Genomic DNA, 19587 nt, shown 5'->3' with positions numbered 1-19587 from the left:
TTTCCTTCTCCCTGGCGGGAGAAGGATTTAAGCCGCCTCGGATGACGAGGCCGCCGCCGCTCCCACCAGCCTGCGCGCTTCTGCCGCGGTCATCGGCTGGCCGAAGATGTAGCCCTGCGCATATTGGCAGCCGAGTTGGTAGAGCTCGATCGCGTCGGATTCCGTCTCGGCGCCCTCGGCGACCACGTCCATGCGCAGGTCGGCGGCGAGCTGCACGATCGAGCGCAGGATCACGGGCGGCTTGCCGTTGCCCATCTGGCGCACGAAGCTCTGGTCGACCTTGATCGTGTCGAAGGGGAAGCGCTGCAGATAGGACAGCGACGAATAGCCGGTGCCGAAATCGTCGAGCGACAAGCCCGCGCCGAGCTCGCGGATGCGCGAGAGCATCTGCGCCGCATATTCGGGGTTCTCCATCACCAGGCTTTCGGTGATCTCGAGCTTGAGCGTGCCGGGCAGCACGCGCCGGCGTGCCAGCACGGTCTTGACGTCGCGCAGCAGGTCGTGGCGCAGCAGCTGGCGGCTCGAGACGTTGACGCTGGCGAAGATCGGCGGGTCGACCTCGAGCGCGGCCTGCCAGGCGGCGAGTTCGCGCGCCGTGCGGTCCATCACATAGACGCCGAGATCGACGATCAGCCCGGTCTCCTCGGCGATGGCGAGGAAATCCTGCGGTAGCAGCCGGCCTTCGCGCGGATGGTCCCAGCGCACCAGCGCCTCGAAGCCGGCGATGGTGCGGTCTTCCAGCCTGACGATCGGCTGGTACATCACCTGGATCTCGCCGCGCTCGATCGCCCGGCGCAGGTCGCTTTCCAGCGCCAGCCTGTCGTTGCGGTCGGTCCGCATCGCCGGCACGAAGACCTCGATCTTGTTGCCGCCCTGGCGCTTGGCATGGGCCATGGCGAGCTCGGCATTCTTTAGCGCGTCGTCCTTGCGCGCCGCAGGGGCGGCGTCGAACAGTGCAAGCCCGATCGAGGGCGTCAGGAAGATCTCGCGCTCCGAGAAGGTGACCGGGGTCGAGACGGCCCGGCGCACCAGTTCCGCCAAAGCGAGGATGCGTTCAGGGTCGCGCTCGGAGACCAGGATCATGGCGAAGGTGTCGCCGCCGATCCGCGCCAGCGTGTCCTGCGCCCGCAGCAGGCGCCCGAGCCGGCGGGCGAGCGTCAGCAGGATCGAATCGCCGGCCGAGAAGCCGACCGATTCGTTGACCTGCTTGAAGCGGTCGATGTCGATGACGATCACGGTCGGCCGGATGGTCTCGTCGGCGCGACAGAAGCCGAAGACCGCTCCGAGCCGGTCCTGGAACAGCTTGCGGTTGGGCAGGCCGGTCAGGTTGTCATGCACGGCGTCGTGCAGCAGCCGCTCCTGCGCCGTGCGCTGCTCGGTGACGTCGGACAGCGTCCCGATCACCCGGATCACCTCGCTGTTCGAGCCGATCACCGGCCGGGCCTTGAGGTTGAACCAGTGATAGGTGCCGTTCGCGGCGCGCAGGCGGAAATCGAGCTGCAGGCGGCCGCGCCGCTGCTCGAGCACGGCGTCGAGCGTGACGCGGTAGCGGTCGCGGTCAGCGACATGCATGTATTCGAGCCAGCGCGCCGCCGAGCCTTCCAGCGACCCGCGCGACAGGCCGAGCAGGGTCTCGATCTGCGGCGAGACGAAGATCTTGTCGGCGCTGACGTCCCAGTCGAAGACGAGGTCGCCGGAGCCCGACAGGGCCAGCGCCCGGCGCTCGGTGTCCGACACCAGCCCCTGTGCCAGCGCGCCCCCGGCAAAGGCGTGCTGGATGACCGTGAAGCCGATCAGCAGCACGATCAGCACCAGTCCGCCGATCAGGGCGGGCGCGACGAGATCGCGCGAGAACTGTCCGGTCACGGTGAACCCGGCCGCGGTCACCCAGACCGCGAGCAGGAACCAGGTCGGGATCAGCATCACGGCCCGCTCGTAGCCATGCGTCGCGAGATGCAGGATCAGCACGAAACCGACGGCAGCGACCGCCGCAATCGAGATGCGCGCGATGCCCGACGCCATCGGCGCGTCGAAGACCGCAAGCCCGACCAGGCCGGCGAGGCCGAGCATCCAGACGATGGTGACGTGGCTGTAGCGCACATGCCAGCGCGAGAGGTTGAGATAGGCGAAGAGGAAGACGAGCAGCGTCGCCGCCAGCACGGTCTCTGCACCCGCTCGATAGATTCGCTCGATCGCCGGCGTCAGCGGGAAGATGCGCTGGAAGAAGCCGAAATCGAGTCCGGCATAGGCCAGGACCGCCCAGGCCAAAGCCGCGGCGGCGGGGAAGATCACGGCGCCCTTGACGACGAAGATGATGGTCAGGAACAGCGCCAGCAGGCCGGCGATGCCGATGATGATGCCCTTGTAGAGCGTCAGGCCGTTGGTCTTCTGGCGATAGGCCTCCTGCTCGAACAGGTAGAGCTGCGGCAGGTTGGGCGATTTCAGCTCGGCGACGAAAGTCACGGTCGTGCCGGGATCGAGCGTGATCATGAAGACGTCGGCGTCGGGGCTTTCCTCGCGCTCGGGTCTGAGGCCCTGGCTCGCGGTCACCGCCTCGATGCGGGTGTCGCCGAGATCGGGCCAGATCACGCCCGAGCCGATCAGGCGGTGGAACGGCGCGACCAGGAGCCGGTCGATCTGCTCGTCGGAATCATTGGTCAGCGCGAACACGATCCAGTCCGGCCTTGCGCCCGATTCGCGGGCCCTGACCGCGATGCGGCGCACGATCCCGTCGGGCCCCGGCGCGGTCGAGATCTGGATGACGTCGCCATCGGACTTATTGCGCTCGACCACATTGGTCAGGTCGAGCACAGGCGCATCCACCGGCACGCGCACCGCCTCGACCGCCTGCGCCGATGCCGACAGCGCCAGCACGAACAGGACCACGAGGCCTGCAATGGTGAGGCCAAGCCGGTGAAGTCGGTCGGGGAGGGACAAGCGCGGCTCGATCTCGGAATGGGGCGCGATCACGCGGAACTGGGGACCAAGTCGTACCGACCGGTCGTGGCGAGGGCAAGGCGGGAAGGCGGCCTTGTGGATCATCGCGCCCGACCCGGCCCGGTATCGCCCGGCAGCGCGTCGGTCGAAAGGGCGCCATAAAGCAGGTGGTCGGCCCATTGCCCGTTGATGCGCAGATAGGCCCGGGCTTCGCCCTCGCGCCGGAAGCCGACGCGCTCGAGCAGGCGTCGAGACGGGTGGTTGTCCAGCAGGCAGGCGGCTTCGACCCGGTGCAGGCCGAGATCGGAGAAGGCGAAGCGCAGCGCCCCGCGCACCGCTTCGGTCATGTGTCCCTTCCCGGCATGACGCTGGCCCATCCAGTAGCCGAGCGTGCAGGCCTGGGCGACGCCGCGGCGGACGAGGCCGAGCGTCAGCCCTCCGAGCAGGGTCTCGGAGCCGGCATCGATGATGAAGAGCGGATAGGCCTCGTCGGCGGCGATCTCGCGCGCCGCGCGCTTGACCCGGAGCCGGAACGAATTTCGGGTCAGGTCGTCTTCGTTCCAGACCGGCTCCCACGGTGTCAGGAACTCGCGGCTTTCCATCCGCAGGACCGCCCAGGCCGCATAATCCGACGCCTGCGGCGCCCGCAGCATGAGATTCGGCGTGCGAATGAGCGGGCGTGTCGGCGGGTCGGTCGAGAAGCGGAAGAGCGCCATGGCCGCTCAGTCCCTGGAGCGCGCAGCCTGGCGCAGCCGCGCCGCCGGCGGCAATCCGTCGAGCGGCCCCACGGCCGCGATCGTCGGCTGATGGCCGAGGAGCGAGCGCCCGGCGGCGCGCACATCCTCCAGCGTGACGGCGTCCAGTCTTTGCGCCAGCTCCTCCCGCGGGATCGCCCGGCCGAAGACCAGGACCTGTCGCGCCATCTGTTCGAGCTTGCCGCCGGGGCTTTCGAGCGAGGCGAGCAGACCGACCTTCATCTGGGCGCGGGCGCGGGCGACCTCGGCTTCGGTCACGTCCTCGGCCGCCTGCCGCAGGCAGGCGAGCGAGACCTCGATCAGCTCGCCGACATCCTCCGGCGCGGTGCCGGCCTCGATCCCGAACACGCCGCAATCCGAGAATGGCCAGTGGAAGGCATCGATCGAATAGGCCAGGCCGCGCTCCTCGCGCACCTCCTGGAACAGGCGCGAGGAGAGGCCGCCGCCGAGCACCGAGGAGAACACCTGGAGCGGGTAATGCTTGCCGTCCTTGAACGCCTGGCCGGGAAAGCCGAGCATCAGGTGGATCTGTTCCTCGTCGCTCTCGATCCGTGCCTCGCCGCCGCGATATTCGCCGGGTTCGCGGTCGAAGGGCGTCGCCGGCGCATCTGGCAGCGCCGCGAGCGCATCACGCGCGAGCGCCACCAGTTCGTCGTGATCGACGGCGCCGGAGGCGGCCAGGACCATGTTGCCGGCGTGGTAGTGCCGCGCCAGATAGGCCCGGATCGCGGCGGGCTTGAAGCTCTTGACGGTCTTGGCCGTCCCCAGGATCGGCCGCCCGAGCGGCTGGTCGGGAAACGCCGCCTGCAGGAAGCGGTCGCCGACGAGATCGTCGGGCATGTCCTGGACGGCGCCGATCTCCTGCAGGATCACGCCCTTCTCGCGCGCGAGCTCGTCGGCGGAGAGCTTGGGCGCGGTCAGGATGTCGGCCAGGATATCGACGGCCAATGCGAGGTCGGAGCCGAGGACACGCGCGGTGTAGCAGGTGTACTCGACGCTGGTCGCGGCATTGAGATCGCCGCCGACACCCTCGATCTCCTCGGCGATCTGGCGTGCATTGCGGCGGGACGTGCCCTTGAAGGCCATGTGCTCGAGCAAATGGGCGAGCCCGTGCTCGTCCGGAAGCTCGTCGCGCGAGCCGGCGCCGATCCAGATGCCGAGCGAGACCGTCGCAGCGTGCTCCATGCGCTGGGAGACGACCCGCAGCCCGGAGGGCAGCGTGGTCAGGCTCACCTCGGGATCATGCGCGCCTTCGGACTGCGCCGCCGGCGCGGCCAGTGTGGCGGTCTCGGCCGGTCCGGTCGCGCTCATGCCGCTGCTCCCCGGACCGTTCTGGCATTCTGCCGGATGAAGGCCTCGATGCGTCCCTGGTCGTTCGGCAGCAGGGTGAAGCGCTCCTCGCGCTCCATCAGGTCGCCGAGATGGGCGGGCAGGGCAGGCGTCACGCCGCTCGCCGCCGCGACCGCGGCCGGGAATTTTGCCGGATGCGCCGTGCCGAGCACGATCGTCGGCGTCGCCGGGTCGGTCTTCAGCCCACGCCGCGCGGCGGCGACGCCGATCGCGCTGTGCGGATCGAGCAGATAGCCGGCCTCGCGCCAGGTCCGGCGGATTTCGTCGGCAACTTCGGCCTCGCTGACCGCGCCGGCATCGAACTCGCCGCGGATCCGGGAGAGCGGTTCCGGTGCGATCTCGAAACGGCCGGATTGCTGCAGGGACTGCATCAGCCTGCGCACGGCCGCGCCGTTGCGGTCATGCGCCTCGAATAGCAGCCGCTCGAAATTCGACGAAATCTGGATGTCCATCGAGGGCGAGGTCGTGGCGGCGACGCCGCGCATCTCGTAGACGCCGCTCTCGAGCGTGCGCGGCAGGATGTCGTTGCTGTTGGTGCCGATCATCAGCCGCTCGATCGGCAGCCCCATCTGCTTGGCGGCCCAGCCCGCGAGCACGTCGCCGAAATTTCCGGTCGGCACGGCGAAGGAGACCTTGCGGCTAGGTGCGCCGAGCGCGACGGCCGAGGTGAAGTAATAGACGACCTGCGCCGCGATCCGGGCCCAGTTGATCGAGTTCACGCCGGACAGCCGCAATTCGTCGCGGAAGGCGTGATGGTTGAACATCGCCTTGGCCAGGTTCTGGCAGTCGTCGAAGGTGCCCTCGACGGCGATGGCGTGGACATTGGGCGCATCGACCGTGGTCATCTGCCGGCGCTGCACGTCCGAGACGCGGCCCTGCGGGTAGAGGATGAACATGTCGACGCGCTCGAGCCCCTTGAAGGCATCGATCGCGGCGCCGCCGGTGTCGCCCGAGGTCGCGCCGACAATGGTGGCGCGCTCGCCGCGCAAGGCCAGGACATGGTCCATCAGCCGCCCGAGCAGCTGCATCGCCACGTCCTTGAAGGCGAGCGTCGGGCCGTGGAAGAGCTCCAGCACGAACAGGTTGTCGCCGAGCTGCGTCAGCGGGCAGATCGCGGGATGCCGGAACGTGGCATAGGCCTCGCGGATCATCGCCTTGAGTGCGGCGGCCTCGATGTCGCCATCGGCCAGCGCACCGACGATCCGCTCCGCGACCTCGGCATAGGGCTTGCCGGCGAAACCGGCGATCTCCTGCGTGCCGATGCGGGGCCAGGCTTTCGGGACATAGAGCCCGCCGTCGCGGGCGAGGCCCGCAAGCAGCGCATCGGAAAAGGCGAGGGAGGGCGCTTCCCCCCGTGTCGAGACATGCAGCACGGTATCGCTCTCTGTGATCGTGCTGATGCTATAGGCCGGGAGAGGGGCAAGGGCAAAGGGGAAGCCAAGGCCCCGGAGATGGGGCGCGGAGTTCCCCGCGCTTCCAGGAAGAGGGCTGGAGGTTAGCCGTCATTGCGAGGAGCGTCAGCGACGAAGCAATCCAGGAGGGCTCACGCGCGGCCCCTGGATTGCTTCGCTGCGCTCGCAATGACGGGGGAGGTCAGGCGCCCTTGCGCCGCCCCTGCCATGCGAAGGCCGCGAACACGCCGATCAGCGTCAGCGCCAGCCCGAACCAGGTCAGCGCATATTGCAGGTGGTTGTCGGGGATGCGCGCGATCAGTTCCTTCGCGTCGACGCCGGCAGGCGGCGTCAGGCCGTCGCCCTGGCGCTCCGCTTCCAGGTAGAACGGCGCCGCAGGCAGGCTGAGCGAGGCGGCGATCGCGGCCGGGTCGCGCGTGAAGAACTCGCGGTTGGCCGGCAGGTCGGCAGGCGTGAAGCTGCCGCGCATTTCCGGTGCGCGCAGGAAGCCGGTCACCGTGGCCGGCCCCGAAGCCGGCCTGATCTCGGCGAGGCGCGCCTCCGGGACGAAGCCGCGATTGACGAGGACGACCCCGCCCGCGTCGAGCCGGAAGCCCTGGAAGATCCAGCGGCCGAAACCGGAGAGCTGCCGCGTTCCCGGCCCGCCGGAGGCGATCGTGGTGCGAACGCCGGCGAAGGCGCCATCCACGAAATGTCCGCTCGCGGAGACGCGCGTCAGGTCGAGCTTCGCGGGGTCGAGCGACGTCCATTGCGTCTCGGGCGGGATCGGGGCCGGCGCCCCGGCCGCCTGCGCCTGTAGGCGCTCGATGAAAGCCCGCTTCTCCTCCATCCGGGAGAGCTGCCAGCTGCCCAGCAGGCAGAGCACCAGCGTGCCGCAAAGGGTCAGGATGGCGGGCAGCAGGAGCGGCGGGCGCCTTTCGCTGGCAGGCTTGTCGTCGCCGCTCATTTCTTCAGCCGGCCTTCTTCGGCCTTGTGCGCATATTGCAGCGCGACCGCGAGCCCCTTCATCGGCCGCAGCATGGCCAGGCAGACGATGACGGCGAGCGGCAGCCAGATCGCCAGGTGCAGCCAGATCGGCGGCTCATAGGCGATCTCGACATAAAGCGCCGCGCCGAGCACGGCGAAGCCGGCGATCAGCATGATGAAGACGGCCGGCCCGTCAGCCGAATCCGCGAAGGAGAAATCGAGTCCGCAGGCGGCGCAGCGCGGGCGGATCTTCAGGAAACCGTCGAAGAGCTTGCCTTCGCCGCAGCGGGGGCAGCGGCCGGAAAGCCCAGTCGAATAGGGAGAGGGGGCGCTGTGTTCGTGCTCGGCCATGGCGAGCTCCTCAAAAGACAAAGGCGGCCTCGCGGCCGCCTTCGGGATCAAAATGAGGCGGCGGCTCAGTGCGCTGCCGCTGCGACGCCGGAGCCGGCGCCCCAGACATAGATGGCGGCGAACAGGAAGAGCCAGACCACGTCGACGAAATGCCAGTACCAGGCGGCGAACTCGAAGCCGAGATGCTGGGCCGGCTTGAAGTGGCCGAGATAGACCCGGTACAGGCAGATCGCCAGGAAGATCGTGCCGATGATGACATGCGCGCCGTGGAACCCGGTCGCCATGAAGAAGGTGGCGCCGTAGATATGGCCGCTGAAGGCGAAGGCGGCGTGGGAATACTCGTAGGCCTGGCACAGCGTGAACAGGACGCCGAGGATCACGGTGAGCCAGAGCGCCTGCTTGAGCCCCTTGCGATCGTTCTGGATCAGCGCGTAATGGGCCCAGGTCACGGTGGTGCCCGAGGTCAGCAGGATCAGCGTGTTGAGCAGCGGCAGGTGCCAGGGGTCGAAGGTCTCGATGCCCTTCGGCGGCCAGGTGCCGCCGGTGAACTCGTGGCGGGCGTACTGGATGGTCTCGCCGTTGAACAGGCTGGCGTCGAAATAGGCCCAGAACCAGGCCACGAAGAACATCACCTCCGAGGCGATGAACATCAGCATGCCGTAGCGGTGATGCATCTGGACGACGCGGGTGTGATGGCCCTCGTGCTCGGCCTCGCGCACGACGTCCATCCACCAGGCCAGCATGGTGTAGAGCACGCCGAGCAGGCCGATGCCGAAGACGAGCGGGGCGATATGCATGCCGCCGAGCGTCATCGCCTTCATCCACATCACCGCGCCGATCGCCATGATCGTCGCGCTCGCCGCGCCGATGATCGGCCACGGGCTCGGGTCGACGAGATGGTAGTCGTGGTTCTTGGTATGGGCCCCGGCCATCTTGCTTTGTCTCCGCGTCCGACGTCTCTGCTCAGCGCTAACGGCTGCCGCAGCTTTATAGTTTCGACTTGTCCGCGTCACCCTTGCTTTCCGCGACAGGCTGACCGGCCTTGGACGGAAAATAGGTGTAGGACAGCGTCAGTGAATTGACCCCGTTGAGATCGCGATTCTGCTCGATCTCGGGATCGACATAGAACACGACCGGCGCTTCCAGCGTCTCGCCCGGCTTGAGCGTATGCTCGGTGAAGCAGAAGCATTGCAGCTTGACGAAATAGGCGGCCCCCTGCGTCGGCGTGACGTTGAAGGTGGCGATGCCCGTCGATATGCGGTCGCTGGTGTTGGTGATCTTGTAGAACACCGTCTGCGTCTCGCCGACGCGGAAGGTGATCTCCGAGCTTTCGGGCTGGAAGCGCCAGCCCAGGCTGGGGGCGACATTGGCGTCGAAGCGCACCGATATCTTGCGGTCGAGGATGCGCCCCGCCGCCGCCGTGCCGACCATCGGCGTGCCCCCGAAGCCGGTGACCTTGCAGAACAGGTCGTAGAGCGGCACCGCCGCGAAGGCGAGGCCGGTCATGCCGACCGCGACGCCGGCGCAGATCAGCGCCGTCCGGCGGATCCTGGCGTCCTGGCGATTCGGCGAGGCTGCGCCCATCACAGCGGCCTGTTCATGATGGCGGGGCCGGTCTTCACCAGCGTCACCACGAAGAAGAAGATCACGAGCCCGGCCAGGACCAGCGCCAGCGCGACCGAGCGCCGCCGCCGGCGAGCCATGTCTTCCGGCGAGAAGGCCGGCGGGGTCTTGGGTTTTGGCGCGCCGCTCATCCCAGCACCTTGGGCAGCGCCCACATCAGGCCGAGGCCGTTCTCGGCGAGAAGCACCGCGAAGAGCAGGAAGAGATAGAGGATCGAGAAGCCGAACAGGGCATAGGCGGCCTTGTGGGCGGCGTCGCCCTCGGTCACGCGCAGGACGCGGAACGAAAGCGCAATCATCGCAAGTCCGGTGACGACCGAGACGACGAGGTAGATCAGCCCGCCGAAGCCCATCAGGGCCGGCAGCACGGCGACCGGCGCCATCAGCAGCGTATAGGCCACGATCTGCCGGCGCGTCGCGGCCGGGCCGGCGACATTGGGCAGCATCGGGATGCCGGCGCGGGCGTAGTCGCTGGATTTGACCAGTGCCAGCGCCCAGAAATGCGGCGGCGTCCACAGGAAGATGATGGCGAAGAGCACGAGCGAGCGCAGGCCGAAATCGCCCGTCACCACCGCCTCGCCGATCATTGGCGGGAAGGCGCCGGCCGCGCCGCCGATCACGATGTTCTGCGGCGTCCAGCGCTTCAGCCACATCGAATAGACGACGGCGTAGAAGAAGATCGTGAAGGCCAGGATCGCAGCCGAGAGCAGGTTGGCGACGAGGCCGAGCACGATCACCGAGCCGATCGCGAGCGTCAGGCCGAAGGCGAGCGCTTCGGAGGGCAGGACCCGGCCCGCGGGAATCGGGCGCTTGGCGGTGCGCACCATCAGCGCGTCGATATCGGCGTCGTACCACATGTTGAGGCACCCGGACGCGCCGGCTCCGACCGCGATCGCGATCAGCGCGGCGAGGCCGATCACGGGATGGATCGCGCCGGGAGCCGTGACCATGCCGCCGAGCGCCGTGACCACGACGAGGAACATCACGCGCGGCTTCAGCAGCGCGAAGAAGTCGCGCGCCTCGCCCGTGGAGCTCAGCGCGACGTCGTCGGTGCGGGGATCGAACCTGTCGAACGCAGCGGACATCGGTCTTGTCGTTTCACTCTGTCGGCGGCCCATCGGGGCCGAGGGTAAGAACTGGTGCGGCTGTGCCGCCCGTCGCCGGAACGCCTCGCGGGGCGCTCGGGGGAGGGGCGGCGGCGGGCGCTGGCGCCCGCCGCCTTGCTTGATCAGTGGTCCGAGCCGGTGATGCGCGGCAGGGTCTCGAACTGGTGGAAGGGCGGCGGCGAGGGCAGGGTCCATTCCAGCGTCGTCGCGCCTTCGCCCCAGGGGTTGTCGCCGGCGAGCTGCTTCCTCGTGAAGGCGACGATCACGCCGTAGAAGAACACCAGCAGCCCGGCCGCGAAGATGTAGGAGCCGATCGAGGACCAGAAATGCCAGCCCGCGAAGGCGTCCGGATAGTCGGCATAGTGACGCGGCATGCCGGCGAGGCCAAGGAAGTGCTGCGGGAAGAACAGCAGGTTGGCGCCGAAGAAGGCGATCCAGAAATGCACCCTCCCGACCCAGTCCGGGATCACATAGCCCGACATTTTCGGGAACCAGTAGTAGAAGCCCGCGAAGATGCCGAACACGGCGCCGAGCGACAGCACGTAGTGGAAATGCGCCACCACGTAATAGGTCGCGTGCAGCGAGCGGTCGACGCCGGCATTGGCCAGGACGACGCCGGTCACGCCGCCGACGGTGAACAGGAAGATGAAGCCGATCGCCCACAGCATCGGCGCGGTGAAGCGCAGCGAGCCGCCCCACATCGTCGCGATCCACGAGAAGATCTTGATGCCGGTCGGCACCGCGATGACCATTGTGGCGAAGACGAAATAGCGCTGCGTGTTGAGCGAGAGGCCGGCGGTGTACATGTGGTGGGCCCACACGATGAAGCCGACAACGCCGATCGCCACCATCGCATAGGCCATGCCGAGATAGCCGAAGATCGGCTTCTTCGAGAAGGTCGAGATGATGTGGCTGACGATGCCGAAGGCCGGCAGGATCATGATGTAGACTTCGGGGTGGCCGAAGAACCAGAACAGGTGCTGGTACAGGATCGGGTCGCCGCCGCCGGTCGGGTCATAGAAGGTCGTGCCGAAATTGCGGTCCGTCAGCAGCATGGTGATGGCGCCGGCCAGAACCGGCAGCGCCAGCAGCAGCAGGAAGGCGGTGACCAGCACCGACCAGGCGAAGAGCGGCATCTTGTGCAGCGTCATGCCGGGCGCGCGCATGTTCAGGATCGTGGTGATGAAGTTGATCGCGCCCAGGATCGAGGCCGCACCGGCCAGATGCAGCGCCAGGATGCCAAAATCGACCGAGGGGCCCGGGTGGCCGGTGGAGGAGAACGGCGGATAGATCGTCCAGCCGGTGCCGACGCCATGGGCGCCCGGCGCGCCCTCGACGAACATCGAGGTGATCAGCAGCACGAAGCCGGCGACCGTCAGCCAGAACGAGATGTTGTTCATGCGCGGGAAGGCCATATCCGGCGCGCCGATCATCAGCGGCACGAACCAGTTGCCGAAGCCGCCGATGACGGCGGGCATGACCATGAAGAAGATCATGATCAGGCCGTGGCCGGTGACGAAGACGTTGTAGCTCTGCCCGTTGGCGAAGATCTGCAGGCCAGGCTCCTGCAGCTCGATGCGCATCATGATCGAGAGGAAGCCACCGACGAGGCCGGCCATGATCGAGAAGACCAGGTAGAGCGTGCCGATGTCCTTGTGGTTGGTCGACATCAGCCAGCGCCGCCACCCGGTCGGGTTGGCGTGGGCCTCGTCATGTCCGTGTTCGTGGGCGTGAGCGTCCGGAGCCGCGGTTGCCATGGAGTTCGTCTCCTCGTGCGAAATCTGTTCGCGAGAGTCAGTCAGATCAGGTTCGGTTTACTTGGCCGCCGTGGCGACCTTGCCGGCGGCGTCGCCGGCATTGGCGAATTTCTGCTTCGATTCGGCGAGCCAGGCCGCATAGCGCTCCGGGCTCACGACGCGGAAGGCGATCGGCATATAGGCGTGGTTCTGTCCGCAGATGAACGAGCACTGGCCGTAATAGATACCCTCGCGGTCGGCCTTGAACCAGGTCTCGTTGAGACGGCCCGGGATCGCGTCGATCTTGATGCCGAAGGACGGCACCGTGAACTTGTGGATGACGTCGGCGCCGGTGACCTGGACGCGCACGATCTTGCCGACCGGCACCACCGCCTCGTTGTCGACGGCGAGCAGGCGCGGCGCCTCGGCTTCCGCGATCTTCTTGCTGCTGATCGCCTCGGCCCGCTGCTTCTCGTCGAGCATCAGCGAATCGAAGCCGAACGCACCGCCGTCCTGCGGGTACTCATAGGACCAGTACCACTGCTTGCCGGTGACCTTCACGGTGACGTCGGCCTGCGGAATCTCGAGCTGCAGCTTGAGCAGCCGGAAGGACGGGATGGCGATCACGACCAGGATCAGGACCGGAATGACCGTCCAGGCCACCTCGAGCAGCGCGTGGTGCGTCGTCTTGGACGGAACGGGATTGCGCTTCTCGTTGAACCGCCAGGCGACATAGACGAGCAGCCCGAGCACGAAGACCGAGATGATGAAGATGATGACGTTGAGCCAGTCATGGAACCAGTGGATATATTCCGCGACCTCGGTCGCCGGCCCCTGCAGGTTCATCTGATAGGGCGACGGCATGCCGGTGCCGGCCAGCGCGCTGTTGGGGACGATCGTCGTCGCGCCGGCGGCAAAGGCCGCGGCAGCCACTGTTGCAATGGTCCTGCTCAGAAATCGCATCGGTCCGACATAGCTCCTGTGATGCCCGTCGCGGTCCGCGTCCTTGAGGTCTGTGCGGCCACGCGTGACGACGCGTGCCCTGCGGCCCGCCTCGTTCTTCGGCATTGCGATAAATCAAAGATCACGCCAGCGCCAGAGGGGCAATGCGGGCCTTCAACGCATGCCGTGCGGCAAAATCGCGCGAGGCCAGAGCGCTGTTGCATGGGTCGGGGGCCGCTCTCTCCTTGACAGGACAAGGCCTTGCATGGTCCCAACGCAGGCGCTTGGGGAGCGAAGTCCGGCCGCGACTGCCGGTTTGAAGGGGAATGACGGGGATGGGCAAGATCATCGGACCTGTCTTCGCGGCTGCGTTGGCGGCTGCGGGCGCCTGTCTGGCCGTGGGTCCGGCTTTCGCCCAGGGCGCGGTGAAGGCGACGCATGGCGACTGGCAGATGCGCTGCGAGGTGCCGCCTGGCGCCAAGGTCGAGCAATGCGCGCTCGTGCAGAACGTCGCGGCCGAGGACCGGCCGAATCTGACTCTGCTCGTCATCGTCCTGAAGACGGCGGACCAGAAGAGCCGGCTCCTGCGCGTCGTGGCGCCGCTCGGCGTGCTGCTGCCCTCCGGGCTCGGCCTCAAGATCGACGACAAGGATATCGGGCGGGCCGGTTTCGTCCGCTGCCTGACCACCGGCTGCGTCGCCGAGGTGGTGATGGACGACACCTTGCTCGGCCAGCTCAAGACCGGCAAAAGCGCCACATTCATCGTATTTCAGACACCGGAGGAGGGCGTGGGCATCCCCGTCTCGCTTTCCGGCTTCGGGCCTGGCGTGGAGACCTTGCCGTGATTGATGTGACCTCCCGCCGGCTGCACTGGCTGGCCGCTTCGATGCTTTGCGTTGGTCTCGCCGGCTGCGGCTCGTCCTCGGGCGGGTCGGGCGGCATGCAGTCGCTGACCAACATGGTGATGTTCCAGTCGTCGACGCCGCCGCCGGTGATGGAGCTTCCTCCCGCCGAGGACGATAATTTCAACTGCCCGGCCGTGGTCATCGCCGAGGGCGGGGCCGCCGTTCGCGCCCAGTCCGGCGCCGATAGCGACACCTTGCGGCACCAGATCTCGATCCTGAACATCGCGCGCGAGTGCAAGCCGACCGGCAATGGCGGCTTCGGCCTCAAGATCGGCGTCGAAGGGCGCGTTCTGATCGGCCGTGCCGGCGGCGCCGGCAGCTACTACGCGACCCTCAACATGCAGGTTCTGCGCAACACCGCGGTCGTCGCCCGCCGCGCCGTCCGCGTCGGCGGCACGATTCCCGCCGGGCAGGGCGGAACCGATTTCACCCATGTCGAGGACGGCATCGTCGTTCCGCCCGGTACCGGCGAGGTCGAGATCATCATCGGCCTGAGCCAGGGCGGCGCCGCGACCCCGGCGCGCTCGCGCAGGCGTCGCTAACTCAGGCGTCGCCAGCACCCCGGCGATTGCCGTGAAGTGAGGCGCCCGCCCGATTGACTCGGGGGCCGTCTCTTGTATCTGTGCTGACGCCGCATCATCCCCGCGGGAGAGACCGGGTTCGGGCCTTGTCCGAAACCGGCGCCGAAGGCGCAACCGCCCCGGAAACGCTCAGGCAAACGGACCGCGTGGGAATTGGCACTCTGGAAAGCGGCGGGAGCGATTCCGCCCACCGACGGGTGTAACCTCTCCGGCCGATCGCGCCGGGCAGGGAAATCTCTCAGGTTCCGAGACAGAGGGGGCGCGCTCCGGACAGTTCCGTCCGGGGCTGGCGCTCGATTCTGGAAGGGGCCGTCATGGCTGCCGAGGCCGTTGAAGCCGATGCCGCAGGCGCACAAGCGCTGCTGAAGACACCGCTCCATTCCCGTCATGTCGCGCTGGGAGCGCGCATGGTGCCCTTCGCCGGCTACGACATGCCGGTGCAATACCCGTCCGGCATCCTCACCGAACATAACTGGACGCGCGAGCAGGCCGGGCTCTTTGACGTCTCCCATATGGGCCAGGCCTTCCTGATCGGCCCCGACCACGAGACCACGGCGCGCGCGCTCGAGGCGCTGGTTCCGGCCGATATCCTCAATCTCGCGCCCGGCAAGCAGCGCTATTCGCAGCTTCTCGACGAGACAGGCGGCATCCTCGACGACCTGATGGTGACGCGCTCGATCGAGCCGGACGAGGACGGCGCGTTGCTCCTCATCGTCAACGCCGCCTGCAAGACCGCCGATTACGCCCATATCGAGGCCCGCCTGCCGGTGAATGTGAAGCTGGTCCGCGCCGAGCATCGCGGGCTGATCGCGCTACAGGGCCCGGCCGCCGCCGAGGCGCTGGCCGCGCTCGCGCCCGAAGCCGCCGAGATGGGTTTCATGAGTGCGCGCAGCATGAAGGTCGCAGGCGTCAAGGCCAATCTCAGCCGCTCCGGCTATACCGGCGAGGACGGCTACGAGATTTCGGCCGCCGCCGGGAAGATCGGCGAGATCTGGGATGCGCTCCTGCTCGATCCGCGCGTCAAGCCGATCGGCCTGGGCGCACGCGATTCGCTGCGGCTCGAAGCGGGCCTCTGCCTCTATGGCCATGACATCGACACCACGACCTCGCCGGTCGAGGCGGCGCTGAACTGGTCGATCCAGAAGCGCCGGCGCGAGGAGGGCGGCTTCCCGGGCGCGGAGCGCATCCAGCGCGAATTCGCCGAGGGGACCGATCGCATTCGCATCGGGCTGCTGCCTGAAGGCCGCGCGCCGGCCCGCGAAGGCGCCGAGATCGCGACGCCCGAGGGCGAGATCGTCGGCAAGGTCACGTCCGGCGGCTTCGGCCCGACGCTGAATGCGCCCTGCGCCATGGGCTATGTCGCCAAGGCCCATTCCGCCCCCGGCACCCGCCTCGACCTGATCGTCCGCGGCAAGCCGCTGCCGGCGACCGTCGCGTCGATGCCCTTCGTGCCCAACCGCTACAAGCGCTGATTTTTCTCAATCCTCTTCGGGAGACGTAAGACCATGGCCGAGACCCGCTACACCAAGGACCACGAATATATCCGCATCGAGGGCGATACCGGCACGGTCGGGATCACCGATTATGCCCAGGGCCAGCTCGGCGATGTCGTCTTCGTCGAGCTGCCGGCGGTCGGCAAGGCGGTCGCCAAGGGCGGCGAGGCGGCGGTCGTCGAGAGCGTCAAGGCGGCCTCGGAAGTCTACGCGCCGGTCTCCGGCGAGGTCGTCGAGGTCAATAGCGAGCTCGAAGCCACGCCCGGCACCGTCAACGAGGACCCGGCCGGCAAGGGCTGGTTCGTCAAGCTGAAGCTCAAGGACGCCGGCGAGCTCGAGGGCCTGATGAGCGAGGCCGAGTACCAGGACTACGTGAAGACGCTGTGAGAAGCGCTCGCGCGTCATTCTCGGACGGAGCGTAGCGGAGATCCGAGAATCTCCCGACGAGAAGGCACTGGTTCAAGAGATGCTCGGGTCAGGCCCGAGCATGACGCCATTCAAGGAAAGCCCGAATGCGCTATCTCCCCCTGACCGATACCGACCGCGAGGACATGCTCGCGCGCATCGGCGTCTCCGGCATCGACGCGCTGTTCAGCGACGTGCCTGCCGGCAAGCTGCTGAAAGCTCCGCTCGATCTGCCGCGCGCCAAGGGCGAGCTCGAGGTCGAGCGCATCATGGGCCGCATGGCGGCGAAGAACCTCGCGGCCTCCTCCGCCCCGTTCTTCGTCGGCGCCGGCGCCTACAAGCACCATGTCCCGGCGACGGTCGACCACCTGATCCAGCGCTCCGAGTTCCTGACGAGCTACACGCCCTACCAGCCCGAAATCGCGCAAGGCACGCTGCAATATCTCTTCGAGTTCCAGACCCAGGTCGCGGCGCTGACCGGCATGGAGGTCGCCAACGCCTCGATGTATGACGGCTCGACCGGCACCGGCGAGGCGGTGCTGATGGCGCATCGCGTCACCAGGCGCCGCAAGGCCGTGCTCTCCGGCGGGTTGCATCCGCACTATGCCGATGTCGTGAAGACGATCTCGGAAATGGCGAGCGACGAGATCGTGGCGCTGGCTCCTGACGTTTCCGCCAGCGAGGACATCCTCGCCCAGATCGACGACGAGACCTCCTGCGTCGTCGTCCAGTCGCCCGACGTCTTCGGCAACCTGCGCGATCTCAAGCCGATCGCCGACAAGGCCCATGCCCATGGCGCACTGCTGATCGCGGTCTTCACCGAGGTGGTTTCGCTGGGCGCGGTGACCCCGCCCGGCGCCATGGATGCCGATATCGTCGTTGGCGAGGGCCAGTCGATCGGCAATGCGCTGAATTTCGGCGGCCCCTATGTCGGCCTCTTCGCCGCCAAGTCGAAATATCTGCGCCAGATGCCGGGCCGGCTCTGCGGCGAGACGGTCGATTCCGACGGCCAGCGCGGCTTCGTGCTGACGCTCTCGACGCGCGAGCAGCATATCCGCCGCGACAAGGCGACCTCGAACATCTGCACCAATTCCGGCCTCTGCGTGCTCGCCTTCACCATCCATATGACGCTGCTCGGCCAGGCCGGGCTGTCGCGGCTGGCCGAGGTCAACCACGCCAATGCCGTCAAGCTCGCCGATGCGCTCGGCGGGGTGAAGGGCGCGAGCGTGCTCAACGAGAGCTTCTTCAACGAATTCACGGTGAAGCTCTCGAAGCCGGCGGCACAGGTCGTCGAGGCGCTGGCGGAAAAAGGCATTCTGGCCGGCGTGCCGGCCTCGCGCCTGCTGCCCGGCGCCGGGCTCGACGATCTGCTGATCGTCGCCAATACCGAGATCAACACGGATGAGGACCGGGCGGCCTTCGTGGCGGCGCTCGCGGAGGTACTGTGATGCTGAACCGTCAGGGACGTCCCACCCAGGCCGGCTCCACCGTGGATCACGGCCGCGAGACCTTCACCGGCAACCGCGCGCTGCAGCAGATCGAGCCGCTGATCTTCGAGATCGGCCATCACGAGACGACGGGCGTCGATATCGACAAGCCGGCTGCGTTCAAGAGCCGCCTCGGCAAGCACGCGCGCAAGGACGGCATCGGCCTGCCCGGTCTCTCCGAGCCGGAGACGATGCGGCACTACGTGCGCCTGAGCCAGAAGAATTACGGCATCGATACCGGGCTCTTCCCGCTCGGCTCCTGCACGATGAAGCACAACGCCCGGCTCAATGAGAAGACGGCGCGGATGCCGGGCTTCTCCGACGTGCATCCGCTGCAGCCGGTCTCGACCGTGCCCGGCGCGCTCGACGTGATGCTGGAGCTCGCGCGCTACCTGATGACGCTGACCGGCATGCCGGCCGTGGCGCTGAGCCCCAAGGCCGGCGCCCATGGCGAGGCCTGCGGCATGATGGCGATCAAGGCCGCCATCGCCGCCAAGGGCGAGGGCGCGACGCGCAATGTCGTGCTGGTGCCGGAATCGGCCCATGGCACCAATCCGGCGACGGCGGCGCTGATCGGCTTCACCGTCAAGTCGGTGCCGGCGCGCGACGACGGCACGGTCGCGGTCGAGGACGTCAAGGCCCTGCTCGGGCCGGACATCGCCGCGATCATGCTGACCAACCCGAACACCTGCGGCATCTTCGAGCCGCAGATCGTCGAGATCGCCGCGGCGATGCATGAGGCCGGCGCCTATTTCTACTGCGACGGCGCCAATTTCAACGCCATCGTCGGCAAGGCCAAGCCCGGCGATCTCGGCGTCGACGCCATGCATATCAACCTGCACAAGACCTTCTCGACGCCGCATGGCGGCGGCGGGCCGGGCGCCGGTCCGGTCGTGCTGTCGAGCCGGCTCGCCCCCTATGCGCCGGTGCCCTTCCTGCATCTCGATGGCGGAAAGGCCCGCCTCGTCGAGCACAAGGCCGAAGCTCCGGCCGGCACCGCGCCTTTCGGCCGCATGACCGCCTTCCACGGCCAGATGGGCATGTATGTCCGCGCCCTGACCTATATGCTCAGCCATGGCGCGGACGGCATGAAGCAGGCCTCGGAAGACGCCGTGCTGAGCGCCAACTATATCCGCGCCGGCCTGTCGGATCTGATGTCGCTGCCTTTCCCCGACCATCCCTCGATGCACGAGGCGCTGTTCGACGACGAGTGGCTGAAAGGCACCGGCGTCACCACGCTCGATTTCGCCAAGGCGATGATCGACGAGGGCTACCATCCGATGACGGTGTATTTCCCGCTCGTCGTCCATGGCGCCATGCTGATCGAGCCGACCGAGTCCGAATCGAAGGCCTCGCTCGACCTCTTCATCGCGACGCTGCGCGATCTCGCCATGGCGGCGAAGGGCAACGACAAGGCGCGCTTCACCGCGGCGCCGCATCACGCCCCGATCCGCCGTCTGGACGAGACCCGGGCGGCGCGTCAGCCGATCCTGAAATGGGTCAAGCCCGAGCCGGTCGCGGAAGCGGCGGAGTAGGGCT

General features: G+C 67.6%; 18 protein-coding genes and 2 riboswitches. Of the genes, 6 read left to right on the top strand and 12 right to left on the bottom strand.

Annotated elements, in window-relative coordinates:
• Window positions 1-27: 27 nt before the first annotated feature.
• The 12 genes from ACTIF2_RS10855 to coxB all read right to left on the bottom strand — a co-directional run bounded on the left by ACTIF2_RS10855 (window position 28) and on the right by coxB (window position 13198).
• Entirely contained in the window at window positions 28-2937 is a 2910-nt protein-coding gene (locus ACTIF2_RS10855; RefSeq protein WP_439497074.1) for an EAL domain-containing protein, read from the bottom strand.
• A gap of 101 nt (window positions 2938-3038) precedes the next feature.
• Window positions 3039-3653: a GNAT family N-acetyltransferase gene (locus ACTIF2_RS10850; RefSeq protein ID WP_439497073.1), complete on the bottom strand. Its 615-nt coding sequence runs from the start codon at window positions 3651-3653 to the stop codon at window positions 3039-3041.
• Window positions 3654-3659: 6 nt separating this feature from the next.
• Window positions 3660-5003, bottom strand: coding sequence for a M16 family metallopeptidase (locus ACTIF2_RS10845; protein ID WP_439497072.1), 1344 nt, complete (start codon window positions 5001-5003; stop codon window positions 3660-3662).
• Window positions 5000-6415 carry a threonine synthase gene (gene thrC / locus ACTIF2_RS10840; RefSeq protein ID WP_439497071.1) on the bottom strand — a complete coding sequence of 472 codons (1416 nt, stop codon included), beginning with the start codon at window positions 6413-6415 and terminating at the stop codon, window positions 5000-5002. The genes ACTIF2_RS10845 and thrC overlap by 4 nt, the downstream gene beginning before the upstream one ends.
• Window positions 6416-6635: 220 nt before the next feature.
• On the bottom strand, window positions 6636-7400 hold the full coding sequence (locus ACTIF2_RS10835; RefSeq protein ID WP_439497070.1) for an SURF1 family protein: 765 nt from the start codon (window positions 7398-7400) through the stop codon (window positions 6636-6638).
• Window positions 7397-7771, bottom strand: a complete 375-nt coding sequence (locus tag ACTIF2_RS10830) for a DUF983 domain-containing protein (protein WP_439497069.1) — start codon at window positions 7769-7771, stop codon at window positions 7397-7399. The genes ACTIF2_RS10835 and ACTIF2_RS10830 overlap by 4 nt, the downstream gene beginning before the upstream one ends.
• A 65-nt stretch (window positions 7772-7836) precedes the next feature.
• Window positions 7837-8703: a cytochrome c oxidase subunit 3 gene (locus ACTIF2_RS10825; RefSeq protein WP_439497068.1), complete on the bottom strand. Its 867-nt coding sequence runs from the start codon at window positions 8701-8703 to the stop codon at window positions 7837-7839.
• Between the two features lie 55 nt (window positions 8704-8758).
• The gene (locus ACTIF2_RS10820) at window positions 8759-9355 is read right to left on the bottom strand and encodes a cytochrome c oxidase assembly protein (RefSeq protein ID WP_439497067.1); all 597 of its coding nucleotides are present in this window, start codon (window positions 9353-9355) and stop codon (window positions 8759-8761) included.
• On the bottom strand, window positions 9355-9525 hold the full coding sequence (locus ACTIF2_RS10815; RefSeq protein WP_439497066.1) for a DUF485 domain-containing protein: 171 nt from the start codon (window positions 9523-9525) through the stop codon (window positions 9355-9357). The genes ACTIF2_RS10820 and ACTIF2_RS10815 overlap by 1 nt, the downstream gene beginning before the upstream one ends.
• The gene (locus ACTIF2_RS10810; protein ID WP_439497065.1) at window positions 9522-10478 is read right to left on the bottom strand and encodes a heme o synthase; all 957 of its coding nucleotides are present in this window, start codon (window positions 10476-10478) and stop codon (window positions 9522-9524) included. Before ACTIF2_RS10810 ends, ACTIF2_RS10815 begins: the two co-directional genes overlap by 4 nt.
• Before the next feature lie 143 nt (window positions 10479-10621).
• Complete coding sequence (ctaD, locus tag ACTIF2_RS10805; RefSeq protein WP_439497064.1) at window positions 10622-12256, bottom strand: cytochrome c oxidase subunit I; 1635 nt, start codon at window positions 12254-12256, stop codon at window positions 10622-10624.
• A 57-nt stretch (window positions 12257-12313) separates the two neighbouring features.
• Window positions 12314-13198: a cytochrome c oxidase subunit II gene (gene coxB / locus ACTIF2_RS10800; protein ID WP_439497284.1), complete on the bottom strand. Its 885-nt coding sequence runs from the start codon at window positions 13196-13198 to the stop codon at window positions 12314-12316.
• A gap of 314 nt (window positions 13199-13512) precedes the next feature.
• Between coxB and ACTIF2_RS10795 the strand changes: the two genes are divergently transcribed.
• From ACTIF2_RS10795 to gcvPB, 6 genes are all read left to right on the top strand, one after another.
• Entirely contained in the window at window positions 13513-14022 is a 510-nt protein-coding gene (locus tag ACTIF2_RS10795) for an invasion associated locus B family protein (RefSeq protein WP_439497063.1), read from the top strand.
• Window positions 14019-14624: a hypothetical protein gene (locus tag ACTIF2_RS10790; protein ID WP_439497062.1), complete on the top strand. Its 606-nt coding sequence runs from the start codon at window positions 14019-14021 to the stop codon at window positions 14622-14624. The genes ACTIF2_RS10795 and ACTIF2_RS10790 overlap by 4 nt, the downstream gene beginning before the upstream one ends.
• 93 nt (window positions 14625-14717) lie before the next feature.
• A riboswitch (glycine riboswitch) is annotated at window positions 14718-14818 on the top strand.
• Window positions 14819-14927: riboswitch (glycine riboswitch) on the top strand. It abuts the riboswitch before it with no gap.
• A 50-nt stretch (window positions 14928-14977) separates the two neighbouring features.
• Complete coding sequence (gene gcvT / locus ACTIF2_RS10785) at window positions 14978-16135, top strand: glycine cleavage system aminomethyltransferase GcvT (protein WP_439497061.1); 1158 nt, start codon at window positions 14978-14980, stop codon at window positions 16133-16135.
• A 33-nt stretch (window positions 16136-16168) separates the two neighbouring features.
• Window positions 16169-16543, top strand: coding sequence for a glycine cleavage system protein GcvH (gene gcvH / locus ACTIF2_RS10780; protein WP_439497060.1), 375 nt, complete (start codon window positions 16169-16171; stop codon window positions 16541-16543).
• Window positions 16544-16668: 125 nt separating this feature from the next.
• On the top strand, window positions 16669-18009 hold the full coding sequence (gcvPA, locus tag ACTIF2_RS10775; RefSeq protein ID WP_439497059.1) for an aminomethyl-transferring glycine dehydrogenase subunit GcvPA: 1341 nt from the start codon (window positions 16669-16671) through the stop codon (window positions 18007-18009).
• On the top strand, window positions 18009-19583 hold the full coding sequence (gene gcvPB / locus ACTIF2_RS10770; protein ID WP_439497058.1) for an aminomethyl-transferring glycine dehydrogenase subunit GcvPB: 1575 nt from the start codon (window positions 18009-18011) through the stop codon (window positions 19581-19583). Before gcvPA ends, gcvPB begins: the two co-directional genes overlap by 1 nt.
• Window positions 19584-19587 lie beyond the last annotated feature (4 nt).

The organism is Allobosea sp., assembly GCF_051860145.1.
GTDB lineage: Bacteria > Pseudomonadota > Alphaproteobacteria > Rhizobiales > Beijerinckiaceae > Allobosea.
The sequence above is the reverse complement of the archived record's forward strand: the minus strand, read 5'-3'. Positions and strand labels throughout refer to the sequence as shown.